The 19,579-nt window shown below is 42.3% G+C and carries 14 protein-coding genes; 9 read left to right on the top strand and 5 right to left on the bottom strand.

What is annotated here, in order from left to right; genetic code table 11:
- The first annotated feature begins 139 nt into the window (after nucleotides 1-139).
- Nucleotides 140-4,111 (top strand): DUF2157 domain-containing protein, encoded by a 3,972-nt coding sequence (locus tag V7K67_RS05235; protein ID WP_334733935.1) that lies wholly within the window; start codon nucleotides 140-142, stop codon nucleotides 4,109-4,111.
- A gap of 272 nt (nucleotides 4,112-4,383) precedes the next feature.
- On the top strand, nucleotides 4,384-4,524 hold the full coding sequence (locus V7K67_RS05230; protein ID WP_334733934.1) for a ribbon-helix-helix protein, CopG family: 141 nt from the start codon (nucleotides 4,384-4,386) through the stop codon (nucleotides 4,522-4,524).
- Nucleotides 4,525-4,610: 86 nt separating this feature from the next.
- On the opposite strand, the gene V7K67_RS05225 is transcribed toward V7K67_RS05230, so the two are convergent.
- Nucleotides 4,611-5,561 (bottom strand): NAD-dependent epimerase/dehydratase family protein, encoded by a 951-nt coding sequence (locus V7K67_RS05225; protein WP_334733933.1) that lies wholly within the window; start codon nucleotides 5,559-5,561, stop codon nucleotides 4,611-4,613.
- A gap of 817 nt (nucleotides 5,562-6,378) precedes the next feature.
- Here V7K67_RS05225 and V7K67_RS05220 point away from each other — a divergent pair.
- The gene (locus V7K67_RS05220; protein ID WP_099103723.1) at nucleotides 6,379-6,702 is read left to right on the top strand and encodes a thioredoxin family protein; all 324 of its coding nucleotides are present in this window, start codon (nucleotides 6,379-6,381) and stop codon (nucleotides 6,700-6,702) included.
- On the opposite strand, the gene V7K67_RS05215 is transcribed toward V7K67_RS05220, so the two are convergent.
- On the bottom strand, nucleotides 6,689-6,922 hold the full coding sequence (locus V7K67_RS05215) for a hypothetical protein (RefSeq protein ID WP_334733932.1): 234 nt from the start codon (nucleotides 6,920-6,922) through the stop codon (nucleotides 6,689-6,691). The genes V7K67_RS05220 and V7K67_RS05215 overlap by 14 nt on opposite strands.
- A gap of 180 nt (nucleotides 6,923-7,102) precedes the next feature.
- Nucleotides 7,103-8,953 carry a S8 family peptidase gene (locus V7K67_RS05210; protein WP_335165511.1) on the bottom strand — a complete coding sequence of 617 codons (1,851 nt, stop codon included), beginning with the start codon at nucleotides 8,951-8,953 and terminating at the stop codon, nucleotides 7,103-7,105.
- Nucleotides 8,954-9,072: 119 nt separating this feature from the next.
- Between V7K67_RS05210 and V7K67_RS05205 the strand changes: the two genes are divergently transcribed.
- Complete coding sequence (locus tag V7K67_RS05205; protein ID WP_334733930.1) at nucleotides 9,073-9,504, top strand: hypothetical protein; 432 nt, start codon at nucleotides 9,073-9,075, stop codon at nucleotides 9,502-9,504.
- A gap of 392 nt (nucleotides 9,505-9,896) precedes the next feature.
- Here V7K67_RS05205 and V7K67_RS05200 read toward each other — a convergent pair whose 3' ends face one another.
- Both V7K67_RS05200 and V7K67_RS05195 read right to left on the bottom strand, forming a co-directional pair.
- Complete coding sequence (locus V7K67_RS05200) at nucleotides 9,897-10,352, bottom strand: EVE domain-containing protein (protein ID WP_334733929.1); 456 nt, start codon at nucleotides 10,350-10,352, stop codon at nucleotides 9,897-9,899.
- Between the two features lie 354 nt (nucleotides 10,353-10,706).
- Nucleotides 10,707-11,351, bottom strand: a complete 645-nt coding sequence (locus V7K67_RS05195; protein ID WP_334733928.1) for a class I SAM-dependent methyltransferase — start codon at nucleotides 11,349-11,351, stop codon at nucleotides 10,707-10,709.
- Between the two features lie 347 nt (nucleotides 11,352-11,698).
- On the opposite strand from V7K67_RS05195, the gene V7K67_RS05190 reads away from it, so the two are divergent.
- The 5 genes from V7K67_RS05190 (at nucleotide 11,699) to V7K67_RS05170 (ending at nucleotide 19,086) form a co-directional block, all read left to right on the top strand.
- A complete protein-coding gene (locus V7K67_RS05190; protein WP_334733927.1) occupies nucleotides 11,699-13,357 on the top strand; it encodes an ArnT family glycosyltransferase in 1,659 nt (552 codons plus the stop codon).
- Between the two features lie 74 nt (nucleotides 13,358-13,431).
- Nucleotides 13,432-13,899 (top strand): MarR family winged helix-turn-helix transcriptional regulator, encoded by a 468-nt coding sequence (locus V7K67_RS05185; protein ID WP_179064154.1) that lies wholly within the window; start codon nucleotides 13,432-13,434, stop codon nucleotides 13,897-13,899.
- 160 nt (nucleotides 13,900-14,059) lie between these two features.
- Nucleotides 14,060-15,526 (top strand): HlyD family secretion protein, encoded by a 1,467-nt coding sequence (locus tag V7K67_RS05180; protein ID WP_334733926.1) that lies wholly within the window; start codon nucleotides 14,060-14,062, stop codon nucleotides 15,524-15,526.
- Between the two features lie 434 nt (nucleotides 15,527-15,960).
- Nucleotides 15,961-17,220 (top strand): MFS transporter, encoded by a 1,260-nt coding sequence (locus tag V7K67_RS05175; protein ID WP_334733924.1) that lies wholly within the window; start codon nucleotides 15,961-15,963, stop codon nucleotides 17,218-17,220.
- A gap of 285 nt (nucleotides 17,221-17,505) precedes the next feature.
- Nucleotides 17,506-19,086: a DHA2 family efflux MFS transporter permease subunit gene (locus V7K67_RS05170; protein WP_334733923.1), complete on the top strand. Its 1,581-nt coding sequence runs from the start codon at nucleotides 17,506-17,508 to the stop codon at nucleotides 19,084-19,086.
- The last annotated feature ends 493 nt before the right edge of the window (nucleotides 19,087-19,579 follow it).

Genomic DNA, 19,579 nt, shown 5'->3' with positions numbered 1-19,579 from the left:
AAAAGCAGATAGTTGGCATTTGAATATCACTCATAGGTTAAAAATTAATATCAATTAGCTTAATAAGTGGCACAATCAGAGCCAAAATATACTTTAATTAAACAAATAATTTAAGTATATACTTGTACTCCCGCCGCTTATGTCATCGCCCCTTGAGCGTCCGCTGATAATTGAAATCAGACTGCCATCTTCCCATCCTCATTTATTAGAAGGATTAGATATATGGCTGCGCTTAGGTTTAATATCCGATACCCAAGTTAAGCAGCTATGCCAAGAGTTTCTGGTGTGTGCGGTGGTGTTAAAACCCCAAGCTGAAGCGAAAACAAAGGTAGTATTTGCAACTTACGATCCCGTACAGCAGTTATCTACAGCAGCTTTACAATCTAGTAGTCGTAGACAACCGCAACAAACACCACCTAAACCCAACTTTATCAGCACAATGTTACAGTCTTTGGGGGCCGAACTGAGTGTACGTTGGCTGCTTTTTTTAGGAGTTTTTCTGGTAGTGGTATCCTCTGGGGTACTGGCTGCTAGTCAGTGGGAGAGGTTTCCGGCTTCTGGACAGTATGGGGTTTTATTTGCTTATACTTTAAGTTTTTGGGGGTTAAGCTTTTGGGCGACTAGGCAAAATAACCTCAGATTGACGGCTCAGACATTGCTGATTGTCACCCTTTTGTTAGTGCCAGTGAATTTTTGGGCAATTGATAGCTTTCAATTGTGGCGGAATCCTGTTGATTGGATTGTGGTTGCGATCGCCAGTCCTATCCTTACTGCAATAAAAGTTTTACTCTCCAAAAATCGGACTATTTTTACTAATTTACATCCTGGCAAATTACCTCTAGCGAATATTCTGGGGCTGAGTTATCTGCATTGGGGTTGGCAATTCAGAGGATTTCCCTTAATTGCTGTTTATGTGGCAATGATCGGCACAACTATTATTACTATCTATCACAATCTTTACCAACAGCCTCATACTGTCAGTGAGGAAGATCGGGGCGATGTCTACGACGGGCTACGCCTACGTCGTAGGCTAAGTATTAGTTTAACTGCCGCTGTAATTATTTATGCTCTAATAGTGCTGTTAGTGCGAGCAATTTTTGTTGCCAGGGTAGATATCACGCAGTTGGGGTTAGCGATTGGTATTTGCGGCTGGTTGGTGACTTGGTTAGTACAGAGAGCAGGGGAGCAGAGGAGCAGGGGAGCAAGGGAAGTAACATTAATATCCCCCTCATCTCTCTTACTCTGGGAAAAACTCGGTGGCATTTTAATCTTTCTGGGTTGGCTAGTATCGGTAGTAAATTATCCTTGGCAAGCGATCGCTGTCAGTGGTTTGGGTTTATGGTTTATGGGAAGTCGCTTGCGGCAGTACAGTCTAAAGGTAGACTTGGCAGCGGTTTTCGTCATTGGCTTACAGACGATTTGCTTAGGTTGGCGGTTAGTACCTGATAACTTACAGAAATTAGCGATCGCAACTAGTACCCAACTCACCAATTCTCAAAATGAACCTTGGGCTTTACTGGGTATAGCTTTATTTCCCTACGTAATTTTGATGGTGGCGCTCACAGATAGCTTGTATCGCAGTCAAAAGCGAGAATTAGCTAAATTTGGCGAACTACTCACCCTCTTATTAGGAACTTTTTTAACAACGATCGCTCTGATAAATCCGACATTGCGATCGCTAAATCTGTTATTCTCTACCACCACTCTCGCATTCGTCACTCAACGCCGTTCCCCCTCCTCCCTTCCCCTGGTATACCTAACTCACATCATGGGGGTGCTGGCATTTTGCTCTACCATTAATTGGCTATTACCAAATCTGAGTCCACAAGCCTGGGCAAGTATTTTATTGGCTCTGATGGTTGCAGAATGGGGATTTAGCCTAGAGGAAGGTTTATGGCGACGTAGTGCATGGGACATCGGTTTAGGACTAGCTGGGGCTAGTTTTTTGATCTTGTGGATCAATGCAGAATCATCTTGGTATGGCATAGTTGATAGTCAAGGCAATTGGGGAGTCTTATGGCTAGTGACGCCTTTAGCTCTCACAGGTGTTGCCAATGCCACAATTATCGAGCGTCGCATTACTAGCCGTTACTTGAGTGTCTTAACTGTGGTAGTTGCCCAGCTATTGACGTTACAGCTACCAGTAATCAGATTAATCGGTTTGGCTGTAGGTGCTGGGTTGATGTTTGCCAATACTCGCTATTTGCGAAACCAAGCATCTGCGCTAATTACAGAAGGATTTGCTTTAAGTTTCATTGGGGCGTTGCTGTGGACAGGTGTGCCTGGTTTGCCTCGCCTATCTGTAGGAGGTTGGTTTGTTGCAGGAGCGATCGCAACTTTAAGTTTATGGTTAGCAAGGACTGTTTTAAGCCGACGCGGTAACGAATTAGCAGCTATCTATGCAGCCGCTAGCGATCGGTGGGCGATCGCCTTGTGTGGTTTTGAATTGTTGGGTTTGACGCTGCACTCAGTACTGATTTACCGGGGGTTTAGCACTTCAGGATTTTTGTTCTTAATTGCCACTGCAATCACCTTGGCAGCCATTGTTTATCGCAGTTGGCAAGAACCGACAAATTGGGCATTTTATGGTATTGGTTGGTGTTTGGAATTGTTGATTGCCCAAGTGCTAGGGTTGGGGGAACACTCAATTGTTAAAATAGTGTTCGCGGAGCGTGGCTTGCCAATCGCCAATATCGCTTTAGGTTTAATTGCTCAACTTTTCGGCGAGTGGTGGCGGCGAAGACATCAACTAGAAAAGCTTCCCAGTAGCCTTCACATTTTGCCATTAATCTACGGTGCATTCAGTATATTGCTGCGTTTCGACACCTTCACCGAGTGGACAGGGTTGTGTTCCTTGGGTGTAGCTTTAATTATTATTGGTGTGGGGCGACGGCGTGAGAACTTTAAACCCCTGCTGTACTTAGGAATTATTGGCATATCCATTTCTGCTTATGAACTTTTGTTCTATCAGATGTCACAAGCATCAGGAGGAGCCTTAGGTGATGGATTGATTGCCATGTCTACCCTTGGTGCAAGTATCATGTATGCTTACCGCATTCTGTCACCTTGGCTTGTCAGCTACTTACGCCTAACTCCCCAAGAACTAGAAGGAATTGCCCATATTCATTGGGCTTGGAGTAGCTGTTTATTAATGGCTGCCATTCCTCTTCCCATTGCAGTTAACCGTTTAGTGGGATTGGCAACGGGAGTATTTTTGATTCGTTATGCCATCTTTCAGGGACGAAATTCGCGCACTTCCCCCAGCATCTTCGGAGGAATCACAATCGCCGAGATGTGGGTTTACCTTGGCTTATTAGAGGTAGCCGGCATGAGGGTTTATTGGCGCGAGACAGCAGTCGGAAAATTTTGGGCTGGGCCATTAGTTCCGTGGAATGGTGCGATCGCTTGTGTGGTAGCTTATTTTCTATACATCCTACCTTGGGAAAGTTGGGGTTGGTCTAAAAGACCTTGGCAACAAGCCGCTTACATCATACCGCTAATAATTTTATGGGAAACCAGACTGCAAACTTACCCCATTACCTTGGTACTAGCAGCTGGATTTTACATCTTCCTCGCAAAAGTGGGTGAAAACATCCGTTTTACCTATATTAGTGTGGCACTGATTGATTGGGCGCTTTACCGTTGGGTTGACTCCTTACATCTCACTGATGCTTTGTGGTATGTCACACCAATTGGATTATCACTGCTTTATATTGCTCAAGTAGATACCCAGCTAAAGTTACCAGAGTACAAAACCGCTCGTCATATTCTGAGAGTGCTAGGCAGTGGTTTAATTTGTGGATGGGCAATTTTATTTAATCAAGATACAGCCTGGATACCGGGGATTTTCAGCCTCATCGCCATTTTTGCCGGATTAGCTTTGCGAGTACGGGCTTTTCTCTACATTGGTACAGCCACTTTTTTAATCACTACAATCTACCAATCGGTAATTTTTAGCTTGCAGTATTCATTTTTAAAATGGGTTGTTGGCTTACTAGTTGGCATCCTACTGATTTACATCGCCGCCAATTTTGAAACCCGTCGCGCTCAAATAACCTCCTTAATTCGTAGCGCCATTGATGAATTTCAATCATGGGAAGAGGGTAGTTAACTTACGCACAGTTAAAAGGGAACAGGGAACGGGCAACAGGCAACAGGGAAATCCCCATAATTAAAATCAGGGGATTTGTACAAGGACACATTGAAACATCGTGGCTGACGCCATCTCGTTTCAAATATTTTTATCTCTTTTCATAAATAAATTTAGGGGCTTTAAACCCTGTATTCGGGGCTAATTTTTTTTCTGTTCCCTGTTAAGAGTTCCCTGTTCCCGCCCCGAAGGGGCTTGGTAACGAAAAACACAGCATAATTCCGTACTTTTGGATGACTACTCGCATAGATATCAGGCTTCCAGAGCAGGAACTAGAAATATTAAAAACCTACTGTCAGCAACAAGATAGAACTCAAACAGAGGTAATCCGTGAATTTATCCGTAGTCTTAGAAAGAAAGTCAAAAACCAATGATTTGGCAATTTCTGGGGTATCGCTACCGCTTCGCTATCGCCGCCAAACTTCGTTGTGGCGGGAGTACCCCGGAGATTTAGATGGAATCAGGAATATAAAGATTTAATCCACTCCCATTCCTGCGTTAAACCTTCTCTCAGGGAAACTTGCGGCTGATATCCCAGAAGTTTCTGCGCTTTAGATACATCAGCAGCCGTGTGGCGGGCGTCTCCTATCGCCTTTTCTATGTAGTTTCTTTTAATTGGTTTCCTAACAATTTCTTCAATCGTATCCAAAACTTCTGCTAAAACTACCCTGCTACCACCACCGATATTAAAGATTTCTCCCACTGCTTCGGGTGCGGCGGCGGCGGCTAAATTAGCGGCAATGATATCACTAACAAAGGTAAACTCCCGCGTTTGCTGTCCATCGCCGTAAATAGAAATCGCCTCATCTTGTAAAATGGATTTAAAAAACTTATTAAATGCCATATCTGGGCGCTGTTTAGGGCCATAAACTGTGAAATAACGCAATGCCACACAGGGTACGCCAAAGTTTTTGTGATACACTTCACATAAGAACTCTGCTGCTAGCTTCGTAATGCCGTAAGGAGAAACTGGTTGAGGACAAATTCTCTCATGGGTAGGTAATGTTTCCGCATCACCATATATACTGGAGGAAGAAGCAAACACTAACCTTTTCAGTTGTTTAGCATCCTTAGCTGCTTCTAGCAAAACTTGTGTAGCATTAATATTTCGTTCTGTATAACCTCGAAAAGATTTACCCCAACTTGCTCTAACACCTGCTTGGGCCGCTTGATGGTAAACTACATCAACATCTTTTAGGAGTTGCTGCCAATCTAAAAACTGCATATCTCCTTCAATTAAGCTAAAGCCAGGTGACTGATGTAAGTGTGCAATATTTTTAAACTTTAACATCGGATCGTAGTAATCATTGAATTCATCAATCCCGATCACTTCTTCCCCTTGTTGCAGCAATGTTTCTACAAGATGAGAGCCAATAAAGCCGGCGGCTCCAGTAACAATAATTTTAGCCATGTTGCTTATTTTTTGATATTTTCATTAATCTCCATATTCACAGGTTAATACTTGTAATCAATGATCGTCATTACCTGAAGATAATTTTTTACTCAATTATTTAAATGCTTCAAGAAATCATCATAAATACTTATTTTTTACTTGTATTGTAAAAATCTAAGTATATTTATTGAATTATTGCTATTAATAACATTAATAATTGTACTAATTCACCGAATTTTCGATTTTAAATTTTGGATTTTGAATATTAGACATCTGGTGAAAATGAATGTAGAGACGTAGCAGTGCTACGTCTCTACAAGGATTCTGGATAACGCATATTTAATTTCTGGAGATATCTATTCAATCCAAAATCCAAAATTTAAAAAGGTCAAAATTCATTCTGTACATGGATAGCGGGGCGTTTAGCCCATTCTGACTCCTGACTACTGAATTCTGTTCGATAACATACAATTTATGTTTCTGGTTTACCTCACCCTCAATCCCCCTCCTTTATAAGGCTACGGTGTACACACAAGTCGAATTACCCCCCTTAATCCCCCCAATCTATCGGGGGGATTAAGGGAAATCCAGTTCTCTCCCCTTTCTAAGGGGCAGGGTTAGGGTGGGGTAAAACAAAGTTTTACCAACTGCTTCAGACTTGTGTGTACACCGTAGCCTTAATAATTGAGAGGGAAGATCCTGCTAGAAGCAGAGAAGGAGAAAAAATACTGAATCAGGATTTCAGCCTGAAGTTGACACTAATGACCATCTGTATGGTAATATCTCATAGCATTATGCTAAAAAACTTTGCCTAAAATCAAAGAGTAGCCAACCCATGAGTTTAGCTGTAATTAAGTTCTCTTCAGAAGAGTGCGGCATCTGCCACAAAATGTCTTTTTATGACAAAAAGGTGGCTGAAGAACTGGGTTTAGAGTTTATCGATGTAAAGATGCAAGATACGACTGCTTACCGCAAGTATCGCAAGATTTTATTAACTCAATATCCCGATAAATCAGAAATGGGATGGCCTACTTACATCCTCTGCAATTCTCCAGAAGGGGAATTTCAGATTGTGGGTGAGGTAAAAGGAGGTCATCCCAAAGGGGAGTTTAGAAGCCGTCTGCAAGAGGTTCTGAATTCCACAGCTAATCAGAACTAGTTATCTCAAAAGATTTGACCTCTAGGACAGGGCCAATCATGGCAATAGTCATGATGTCTTCACGCACCTGTCCTGTAACTTTTGCTTTTTGTCCGACTTTGAGTAAGTCTTTGTCAGCCCCTCTGAGGATTTCGTAAGTAACGCCCTCTTCTGTAACTAACGCCCATGCGCCTGTACCAATATCACGACGTTCGACTGTACCTGTAAGTGTGATGCTCATAACAGTTCTGAGTGCTGTTAGCGATAGCGGGGCGTTTAGCCCGTGCTGAGTGGGGGAGGCAGGGGGAGAGAAACAAGTTAAAAGTTAAAAGTTAAAAGTTAAAAGAAATATTGAATTTATCTTTCTTTTTACTTTTTACTTGGTTCTTTTTACTTGTATGCCCAATGCCCCATTCCCTATTTATGCAATTTTCTCTTCGTTTTTCAATGCTAAACGAGCAAGTCCATAACAGATTAGGGCGTTGGCGATGAGGAAGAGGCGTGCTATGTTACCACTTCCTAAACCCCAAACAGCTGGATCTAAAAATGCACTTACTGTCAAGCAGGCTGCGACACCTAATGTTGAACCAACGGCAAACCATTTCCAACTAGGATGTCCCAGCAGCAATGCCATTAACACAATGGGAATTAGTACGCTGGCAAATAGGGGATTCAACGCATCAGTTCCCTGGAGGGTATTACCTAGTTCGGGAATTGAACTGCCCAAAACCCGGAAAGGCCATTGGGGAAGATCAAAAATATAGATTCCCTTGAGGAAGAATAACCCAGAACTGCCGGCAATTAGTCCACTGGATAAAGACCAACTCCAAGTAAAGGGGAAGTAAACCCGTAAAAACCAAGCTAGCAGATAGGAACCAACTACCATTAAAATCTTGGGTAAGAGTGCGATCGCACCACCATCAATCCAAAAGCCAGGGTTAAGATAGCCGCTATCCCGTAACCACCGGAAGAAATCTGGAAAACTGATTTGTCCGCTAAAGGCTAGTTTGACTGCTGCTTCTGCATTGAGTTGTCCAGCGCCATAATAGTTCAAACCATCATCCTGAATCACTCTTGCTGACTGCTTGAGGACTTTTAAGACTTCATCTGGTTCTTTGATGCCAGCAGCTTTGATTAATGCCGCAACACCAGCAACGTGGGGAGAAGCCATGCTTGTACCCTGGAAGCCCAGAAATACCCCTTCGCCCTTTTCATCGATAGTTTCTTGGAGAATCTTACCAGCTTCACTACCACCAGGAGCAGAGATATCTACCCCAGCACCAAAGTTAGAATAGGGCGCTCTTTCGCCATCTGGGCCAATTGCCGAAACGCCGATGACGTAGGGATAGCGGGCTGGATAGCTTGCTCCATTGGTATTTTCATTTCCGGCTGCGGCGATGATAACTACGCCTTTTCTATGGGCATACTCGATCGCTTGTTTCATCAACTGGCTTTCACCAGTACCACCCAAGCTCATATTAATCACATCTGCGCCTTGATCAGCAGCAAATTTAATCGCTTCGGCAATATCGGCAACGGTACCACCGCCGTAAGAACTGAGTACCTTCAGCGGCATCAAACTAGCTTCGTAGGCAATTCCAGCGACGCCATATTTGTTATTTGTGGCTTGGGCAATAGTTCCAGCAACATGGGTACCGTGACCATTATCGTCTGTGGCTTCTTCTCGGTCGTTTACAAAATCGTAGCCCTTGACGAATTTTGTCTCATACAAGTCGCGAACCTTGGTAATCCCGGTGTCAATGACTGCGACTGTGATGCCACTGCCTTTAGTTTGACTCCATGCGCCTTCAATACCGATTTTGTGCAAGTTCCACTGCTTGCTGTAATATTGGTCATTGGGGCCAGTTAATGAAGGACTTGCTTCTTCATCTTCTTGGGGTCTTAAAAATTCACCTAGCCAAGCGGTTTTACCTGGTTGGGGAATGTTGTTGTAGATATAGTTTGGTTCAATGAATTCTGTCGCTTGGGCAAACTGAGATTTTTTCAGTTCTTGCAAGCGTTGGCGATCGCCCTTGATAATATACACATTATCTTTTTTGGAAAACTTGTTGTCTAATTGGGGTGTAACGTTGTATTGTTTGGCGATCGCTTGTAGATCCTGTTCCACCACAAGTGATGGAATATCTTCCCGAAAATCAAGCAAAATCGTCTCAAACTCTCCTCTGGCTGCCAATCCCTGGAAATTCAGGAAACCAAATATGGCAGCTCCCAGCCCAATGACAAACAAGCACAATAATATAAGTTTTCTCATATTAACTCATCACCGCTTTTTGCCAGTTTGTTCACTACCATAACTTATCTGCATCACTTGTTGGTAGATTTCGCACTTTTAGTTACAAGTCTCATTCAGGACTCAGGATTTTTTTAACGATGGAACGTGGTCTTTTGTGGTTGCCCCTGTTAGTAATGTTTTTCTGGTTAGCTTGGCAAGGCTCGAAGGAGTATCAAAAAGTCGAAGCTTATCGCGTCTGGGCAGAGCAATTTGAACGGGCTAAGTATGATATTTATGCTGTATTAGGTCAAAAAGGCAACAATATAACTTGGGGAAAACCCACGCCTCAAGGGCCGATTAAACTAGAAACATTCTCTTTGCTTGATATCAAACAAATCCAAGTTTTAGTAGATGAAAAATCAGTAGATGTAAATAATCCACCGGAGAAAGGTCGTTCTATAGAATTAGAATTTCTATTTTCCGAATCTACTAACTCAGTGCGGGTTCCGTTTACAGAAATCCCTTTGGCGGCTGAATGGGGTAAGTTTTTGCAGGGAGTATTACAAGAATTGCGATCGGAAATACAGTAGTTTCCAAATGAATAAAATACTTACGCCGTATTCATTTTTAATTTTTAATCTTTAATTTTTAATTCCGCTTTGCAGTACTAAGCTGTTCTGTATTTAAATTGCATAAGCTGGGCGGGCAAGATGCCATTGGTGTCAACTTAAGGTGAAAGCTATATCCCACAAGGAACTGAAGTTACTTGCTAATAGCAAAAGTCATCTAAAGATGACTAAATATCTCGAAAAATCTTTAGTCTACTTCAGTAGACTTTAGCTATTAGCCGTGAAATTTATTTCACGGCGGGTGAGGAAGGCAACAGATCAGCCATTTCTAGCTTAAGTTGACACCAATGGCAAGATGCCCACCCCACAAGAGTTATGTTTAATTCGATTATGCAAGTTAGATGTTTTTTAGCTTAGGAGATTTTCATCGCCAGAATCTTCAAAGCTACTGCTTCAGGGATGGGCATCACCGATAACCGATTTCCTTGTCTCACCACCATTAGCTCTTCGGCGGTAAACTTCTCTTTGAGTGTTGATAGCAAGATGGGGTTAGAAAAAGTTTCAACGAATTCTACTACAACTGTTTGCCAACGAGGGGATTCGGCACTTGACTTCGGGTCGTAGTATTTACTTTTTGCCTCAAACTGAGTTGGGTCAACAATATCTTTTTTCACCACACGCATTAACCCCGCAATACCGGGAGCATTAGTATTGGAATGATAAAAAAAAGCTAAGTCTCCTTCATCCATTTGGCGCAAAAAGTTGCGAGCTTGATAATTGCGAATGCCGTCCCAGATAGTCTCACTTTGCTGTTGAAGGTCAGCAATGCTATAGACTTCTGGTTCTGATTTCATTAGCCAATAATTCATCTACACAATTTATGGATACATTACAAAAGTATTTCAAGAGCCAGGGTGAATAGAATTAAAAGGGAACAGGGAACGGGCAACAGGCAACAGGGAAATCCCCATAATTAAAATCAGGGGATTTGTACAAGGACACATTGAAACATCGTGGCTGACGCCATCTCGTTTCAAATATTTTTATCTCTTTTCATAAATAAATTTAGGGGCTTTAAACCCTGTATTCGGGGCTAATTTTTTTTCTGTTCCCTGTTAAGAGTTCCCTGTTCCCGCCCCGAAGGGGCTTGGTAACGGCTATACAAACTCTCGTCCGCCTCAGCAGACTAAGGAAAATAAACCCACAGAGGTGGGTTTGCCCTTTTAACTGCGGTAAGCTATGACGGCATAAAACGGATCTCCTCCAGCTGCACCCAACCACTGTAAGAAATTTGGTAATGTTGACTTATGAGCTATCACTTCTGCTGTTGTAAATCCAGGGATTGAGGCGAAGTACTCTTTGACTAATTCCACTCGAACTGCCTCTGAAGCCTCCCGCCAAGCTTGAATCGCCTTTTCAAAAAACATCCGGTTAGAAAAGCTGATAATTGCGACACCACCGGGTTTCAAGATGCGGTAAATTTCGGAAAATACGGCTTCTGGATATTGCACATACTGCACAGATACGCAGTTGAGAACAGCATCAAAATCTTCATCTGGTAATGGTAGCTGCGGATTGTCGTTAAGATTTTGCACAAAGTAATGATTTAAGCGGGGATTACGTGCCAGTTCCTCGGCGTTGAGTCCATGTCCCTCTACATGGGAAAACGGTATCTCTTCTGGCAAATGAGATACCCAGCTGCTCATCATATCAAAAATGCGGGTGTTGGGTTTCAGGCGATCGCGATATAAATCCGTTAGCTGTTGAATAAATCCTTCATCGACATGGGTGACGAAGCGGGGATAGACATAGAATAGCTTATCATCTGTATCGTCTAATTTCAGGCGTTGATTCGGTCTTAACTGCATAAATTTCTGTTTTGGAGAACTTTTCTGAAAATTACGGCAATCTCAGGTATTTTTCAAAAATCACTATGTAAGATATTTTAATAACAGCAGGACACTTAACAATTCAAAATTCAAAATTCAAAATTCAAAACATTTCAGACGTTCGCATAGCGTCTCGTAGAGAAGAGAAGTGCCAAGCGATAAGTTAAGAGCGTTGTGGCAACTGACGCTCCTCCGTCGCTAACGCTAGCGCTAACGGGGGATTTAAACTCCTACTGAGACTGATACTACATATAAATGTAGGGGTCTTAAACCCTTGATTTGACGATAAACGAGTCTAAAGAGCAGCATTCAATTTTATCAATTCAATGTTCTATAAACTACACTTCTTACAGTATCTTTGGCGACAAATCCGCCTAGTCGGATTATTACCCTATTTGAGCTTGTTCACTTGGATACTGCCCTTATTATTATTTACTTCTGGTAACAATAGTCTGATAGCACATGATGAAGCACTTTACGCATCGCGTGCCCGTCTGATGTTTGACTCTGGTAATTGGATGACTCCTTGGGAAAGGGCACATCATAAAACCCCTGGACCTTATTGGTTAATTGCCAGTTTCTACAAGTTGTTTGGGATGAGTGATACTAGTGCGCGTATTCCTAGTATGATCGCTGGCATTTTTAGCTTATGGCTTGTGTATGAAATTGGCAGAATTATGCTAGGTAAAAAAAAAGCTTGGTTAGCTGCTGCAATTTTAAGTGTGGAATTTCTCTGGCTACAATACTGCCGTTTAAGCACACCTGATGTACCAATGATTTTCTTGGTACTTTTAGCTATTTATTCTTTAATAAAAACGGAATTATACCCCAAATATCGCTATTTTTGGAGTTTTATCGCTGGCTTTAGTTTAGGTTTAGGCTTCTTAGTCAGAAGCTTTATGATTTTTTTACCAATTATAGCTTTATTGCCTTATTTAATTTGGGAACATCACCGTCATCGTCATCTTGCTAACCCAATTTTATATCTAGGCTTTTTAGTAGGTTTAATCCCTACCTTTGTTTGGCTGTGGTTAAGCTGGCTTCACTACGGCAATAATAGTTTTGAGGAGTTACTCAAGTTTGTTGTGCAGCTAGGTTCTCATGACTCTTATAATCACGGGCCACTGTTTTATGTATGGAATATTCTTTTAAAAGCATTTCCCTGGGCTTTTTTTGGAATTTTAGGTTTGTTTTTGACTCTCCATCGTCCGATTAATCGTTACCAGTTAATATTAGTTGGCTTTCCCCTTACCCTATTTGTAGAACTTAGTCTTTTTAACACTCGTTACCCTCACTATGGTCTTTGTCTTTATCCCTTTATAGCTTTGTTTGCATCTGTAGGGTTAAGCTGGTTAGGCAATATTTACCAGACAGGGATTTACTCAAAATTTCCTCTTCAAAAAAGTAAAAATAATATATTAAACCTTTTTGCAAGGAATAATCTTCCTCGAAATCTCAGTTATGGCTTTGGTGGATTCGGTGTTTTACTTGTAATAGCAAGTACTATTATTCTGACTTGGGGTAGTTCTGATATCCACAAGTATGCAGCTATTGGCTTGGCTATGGGGTTTGGTTGGTTAATTTTACCTGTAGTCTGGATTAGTCGTTACCACTTTGGTAAAAAGTTTCTCACTGCACGCTATTGGATTGCAGGATGGTTAATTCCCTGTTGGTTGGCTTTGGCGACGATGGGTAGCATTGGGATGTTCAGTGACTATAACCCTGTTTTGAGAACTTTTTTACAACAAAGTGCGATCGCCTCTATTCTCCAATCTCATCCTACCTACTATGTGCAAATAGACCAGAAAACCCAAGTACTGTTTGAATTCTATCTTCCTATTCATGCCAAACAAGTAGCCTCTATTCCCCAAATACCAGCTTTGAGCTATGCTTGGATATATGCTGACCAGTCCCCTAAATTGTCTCGGCCTCACCGCATTATCAGTACAGTTCAAGAGTATCAGTTAATTCAATTTCTTCCCTAAGATAGATGCAATGCATCTGTTGCTAAAAAAGGTTAATCTAGTTATAATACTACGTATACTAAGTATTTTACTAAATGGTTTCTACATCTAATCACTCCCCAACTTTAGAGTCGTGGCAGCAAAATCTGGCACCATACAATTTGGGCTACAGAATCAAATTAGTCTCACAACTCCTCAGTCGCAAGTTTACTGAGAGGCTAGAACCGTTTGGATTGACGCCATTTCACTGGCTGGTGTTGTGCTGTCTTTGGCAAGAAGATGGTTTACCTACTTCTAGTATTGGGGATAAACTCAAACAAGTGGGAGGCACTTTAACAGGCGTACTAGATCGGATGGAAGAACGCGGTTTGGTGCGTCGAGAACGCGACACCCACGATCGCCGCATCTGGCGAATCTGGCTAACGGATGCAGGTAAGGAACTAGAAGCTGTCTTACCGCCAATAGCCGCAGCTGTGCGTGATGAAGCGATGGAAGGTATTTCCTTTGCTGACCGGGAACTGTTTTCCCAAATGTTGAATCGGGCGATCGCTAACCTCTCCTAAAGATCGTGCCATAATCACCCGACTGGGGGAGGTGCTGTCAAGATTTCTTTTGAGATAATATTACGCATACTAAGGGAATAAGATTTTTTTCAGGAAATATTACGCATTCTAAATAAACGATTATCAATCAAAGTATCGAAGAACAAGGGAGTTAAGAATCATGGGTGCTAATACTTTTAACGGACGCAACGGACACAAAACCCCAATTTTAGAAAAAGAAGTGATTCCTGATTCAGAGACTTTAGAAACTGTTACCGCAGAGACATTCGCAACAGCAGAAGCACCCGTTGTAACTCCTGAGATCGAGAAAGAAGTTCCACCAAAGCGGAAAAAACCGACTGGTTTAATATTGGCAGGATTAGGCGTGGGTGCGATCGCCGCAGGTGCTTTTGGCTATCATTACTGGCAATATGCCTCCACCCACCAGGAAACAGATAACGCCACCGTTGCGGGAAACATTCATCAAATTAGTAGCCGCATTCCCGGAACCGTAAGTCAGGTGCTAGTGAATGATAACCAACTGGTGCAACCAGGACAATTGTTAGTGGAGTTAGATCCACGGGACTATCAAAGTCAGGTACAACAAGCACAAGCCGCCCTAGAAAATGCTCGTGGTCAGGCACAAGCAGCTCAAGCAAATATTGCTTTAACTTCACAAACCACTACTGGTAAGACAACTCAAGCGCAAGGGGATGTCAGTGGTGCAGTAGCAGCAATTTCTACAGCGCAAGCAGCAGTACAAGAAGCCCAAGCAGGGATACCAGCGGCGCAAGCTGAAGTCAGACTCGCCCAAGCGGGGATTCCCGCCGCCCAAGCGCAGGTAGCGCAAGTAAATGCCAATTTGGAAAAAGCTCAAACAGATTACAATCGTTACAACGAATTGTATAAAACAGGTGCGATCGCTCGTCAGCAATTAGATACAGCCAAGGCCGCTTATGATGTAGCGACGGCACAAAAAAACGCTGCTATTCAGGGAGTAGAACAAGCCCAAGCCAAGTTAGCCTCTGCCAAAGTTGGTGTCGCCAAAGCCCAGTCTCAATTAGCACAGGCGCAAGAAAATGTCACCAACGCCCAAGCTAAATTGGCAGCATCCAAGGGAGGATTGCAACAAGCTACCGCAGGCGGACAAGATACAACAGTTAAACGTAGTCAATACGAAGCGGCAAAAGCGGCGATCGCGCAATCAGAAGCATCGCTCAAAGACGCACAGTTGCAACTATCTTATGCCAATATTACCGCCCCCAGTGCCGGACGCATCGGTAGGAAAAACGTGGAAGTTGGCAACCGAGTTGCGGCGGGAACACCATTAATGGCGATCGTGGATAACAACTATTGGGTAGTTGCGAACTTCAAAGAAACTCAATTAGAAAAGATGCGCCCAGGAGAGGCAGTAGAAATTAAGCTCGATAGTTTCCCTCATCACACCTTTATTGGTCGTGTTGACAGCATTTCGCCAGCTTCCGGCGCTCAGTTTGCCTTATTACCACCGGATAACGCTACGGGTAACTTTACCAAAGTTGTCCAACGCATCCCAGTCAAAGTAGTTTTCGACCAAAAGAGTATTCAAGGGTATGAATCGCGGATTACTCCGGGGATGTCTGCGGAAGTTGCTGTGGAAGTCAAGTAATATCATGTCCGCCTGATTACTTATTAAATCCGGAGAACCCCACCTCGTCAAAGCTACGCTTTGTCTCCCCTCCCCAAGGCATCGAGGGGATTAGGGGGTGGGGTATAATGACTGTGGGAAGCATAACTAATTACCCGGACATATAATACAAAACTTGCTGCAAACAGATGAAAAACCTCTTTCTTGCTGTGATATGCTCCTACATCTATACCCGGATTTCTCACCACATCTCTCAAAACCTTGTGCTCTTGAGCAGGGGAGCAGAGGAGCAGGGGAGCAGAGGAGCAGGGGAGAGATTTGTACAAGTTCTTTCCCCTCTGCCCCTCTGCCCCTCTGCATTTCAAGCTTGTGAGAAATGCAGAGGGGCAGAGGGGCGTAGAGAGATGAGGTGAGATGATATTTATGAAAGCAGATTGGTATTAAGCAAGCCTGACATGAAAAAACCGCTACTACCTGCATTAAGGTCAAAAAACTACCGTCTGTTTTTTGCCGGACAAGGTGTTTCCCTAATTGGGACGTGGATGACGCAACTTGCGACGATTTGGCTAGTTTATGATTTAACAAACTCCCCATTAATGCTAGGAGTTGTGGGATTTTCTAGTCAAATTCCGAGCTTTTTTTTAGCTCCCTTTGGCGGAGTATTTGTAGATCGCTTTTCTCGGTATCGTACCTTAATTGGTACGCAAGTCTTGGCGATGATTCAATCATTAACATTAGCCGTGCTGGCGTTAACTGGTGTAATTGAGGTATGGCACATCATCATCTTGAGTTTGTTTCAAGGATTTATTAACGCCTTAGATGCGCCAGCCCGCCAAGCTTTTGTACCAGAATTGGTTGAACACAGAGAAGATTTAGCCAATGCGATCGCTATTAACTCCACAATGGTCAACGGTGCTAGATTGATTGGCCCTGCGATCGGGGGCTTATTAATTGCTGGTGTTGGAACTGGCTATTGTTTTTTAATTGATGGGTTGAGCTACATTGCTGTCATCGCCGCTTTATTGGCAATGCAAGTTAAACCTTGGAAAAATTCGGTAACTGACGGTAATCCCTTGCAAAAAGTTAAGGAGGGATTTGTCTATGCCTTTAGCTTTCCACCCATTCGATCCATCTTATTGCTATCAGCTTTAGTTAGTCTCATGGGACTGCAAAATACTATTCTTGTCCCAGTTATTGCCGAAGAAGTTCTCAAAGGTGGTGCAGAAACTTTGGGGTTTTTGATGGCGGCATCTGGTGTGGGAGCCTTAACTGGTGGTATTTATCTAGCTACGCGCCAAACAATCTTAGGAATTGGGAAATTGATTGCCTTAGCTCCAGCAATTTTAGGAATTGGTCTAATAGCGTTTTCTTTGTCTCGATTTTTACCACTTTCTTTATTTACAATGTTATTTGTTGGCTTGGGAACAATTCTCCAAATTGCTGCTAGCAACACATTTTTACAAACGATTGTTGAGGATGATAAACGCGGACGATTGATGAGCTTATATACAATGTCATTTTTGGGGATGATTCCCGTGGGTAATTTATTAGGAGGTTTACTAGCAAATCATATTGGTGCTACTAACACCTTAATGATTGATGGGATAGCTTGTATTTTAGGATCGATCATTTTTAGCAGACAGTTGCCTGCTTTAAGACAAATAATGCTTCCAATTTATGAGAAAAAGGGTATTGTTAAGACTCAGGAAGTTTAAGATAGATAACCGCAGTTAGATTTAAATTTAGATTGATGTTATACCGGTTTGCAATTGATTTTAATACAGACCTAACCCCCAATCCCTTCCATACTAGGGAAGGGGAGTAAAATTCAAAATTTTTCTCCTTTTAGGAGAGAGATCAACACTTCACTGTATCCAAGTGAGAATTTCTCTAATAAGTTTTTATCTAGTATTTATATTTTTTTAATTTCGCGTGCAGAGAAAAAGGAAATATTTAATAATAGATTTGGTTCTACTGGACTTTGAAACAGGAAAAATACTATGGTTAATACAGGTGTAATTCGTCAGCAAGCACCACCAGAGCGTGTACCACTCAGAACTTGGATTGGTGTATTAGCCAGTATGCTTGGTGCATTTATGGCAGTATTAGATATTCAAATAACTAATGCTTCACTGCAAGACATTCAAGCGAGTTTAGGAGCGACTTTAGAAGAAGGCTCTTGGATTTCTACAGCGTATCTCGTAGCAGAAATTGTGGTAATTCCTCTAACAGGATGGTTGTCGCGAGTGTTTTCTCTGCGTCGTTATCTGTTAGTGAATACTACACTATTTATTTTCTTTTCTATATGCTGTGCTTGGTCGTGGGATCTCAATTCCATGATTTTATTCCGCGCCTTACAAGGTTTTAGTGGAGGAGTGTTAATTCCCACCGCTATGACAGTTGTCTTAACGACTTTACCCCAATCGAAGCAATCAATTGGACTGGCTGCATTTGGTTTTAGTGCAGTCTTTGCCCCTTCAATTGGCCCGACAATAGGAGGGTGGTTAACAGAAAATTTTGGTTGGGAATACAACTTTTATATAAATGTAATTCCAGGGGGATTAATGCTAGCTGGCGTTTGGTATGGAATTAAGCAAGAAAAACCCCAAATTAATTTACTGAAACAAGGTGATTGGTGGGGAATTATTGCGATGGCGATTGGGCTAGGTTCCCTGCAAGTTGTTTTAGAAGAAGGTAGCCGCAAAGATTGGTTTAGTTCAGCATTGATTGTGCGTTTAAGTATACTAGCAGCAATTTTTATAGCGCTATTTTTTTTAATAGAATTAACTCGTAAACAACCATTTATTAATTTGCGACTTTTACTGCGGCGTAACTTTGGTTTAGCCAGTATTGTTAATGTCTCACTAGGGGTAGGATTGTATGGTTCAATTTATATTTTACCTCTATATCTTGCTCAAATTCAACAATATAATGCGCTGCAAATTGGCGAAGTATTGATTTGGGCTGGTATTCCCCAACTGTTTATTATTCCCCTCATACCCAGATTAATGCAACGCATTGATGTGCGTTTAATGGTGGCTGTTGGTGTGACTCTGTTTTCCATCAGTGCATTTATGAACTCTGGAATGACTAATGAAACTGGGTTAGAGCAATTACGATGGTCACAATTTGTGCGAGCAATGGGACAACCCTTAATTATGGTACCACTGAGTTCTATTGCCACTGCTGGGTTGAATCCAAAAGAAGCAGGTTCAGCGAGTGGTTTATTTAATATGATGCGGAATATGGGCGGTTCTATAGGAATTGCATCTTTAGCAACTTTATTAACTAATAGAGAGCAATTTCACTCGAATAGATTGGGTGATGGAGTATCTTTATATAACCCAGAAACTCAACAGCGAATTGACCAAATGACCCAGTATTTTATCAGTCGGGGAGCAGATTTAAATACTGCTCACAATCAAGCGATCGCATCTATATCAAATATAGTCCGTCGGGAAGCTTTTGTGCAGGCTTTTAACGATTGTTTCTACTTTATTGGCATTGCACTATTACTCAGTGGCATTGCCGTTTTATTCCTCAAAAAGGTGAAGCCAACTGGTGGCGCTGTGGCTCATTAGACTTGTTCTATAGCGGTTCCCATTCAAATGAGGTAAGTAAGTCGGTGAGAAAAATTCAATGTATAAGCTGTTGTGATTATAGTTTGCACATTGAGGCGGCAGGGGAGCAGGGTGCAGGGAGCAAGGGAGAGGATTTACAGGTTTTGCCTAATCATGCTTGTGATGCAATTTGTAGGCGCAACAGCTTATGAAGAAATATAAATTAGCTGTAGGGTGTGTTATGCCTTATAGCAACGCACCTGAGATTGTTGACGGTGCAGCGCTTGGCGACAACACACCCAACATTAAAATTCCTTAACATAGCTGGAAATATTAGTACTGACTTACTTACGATATTATATCGCAAGGTGTAGGGTGTACCTTACTAGGTTGGGAAACGCTATATAGGTTAAAATGTTTGATTTCTGCAAGCCGCACACTCATGACTGGAAGTCACGAGTTAGGCGCTCCATATTCTGTTAAGATGGGCGTATAGAGAAAACCAAGCTAAACT

The organism is Nostoc sp. (assembly GCF_036917155.1).
Lineage (GTDB): Bacteria > Cyanobacteriota > Cyanobacteriia > Cyanobacteriales > Nostocaceae > Nostoc.
The sequence above is the reverse complement of the archived record's forward strand: the minus strand, read 5'-3'. Positions and strand labels throughout refer to the sequence as shown.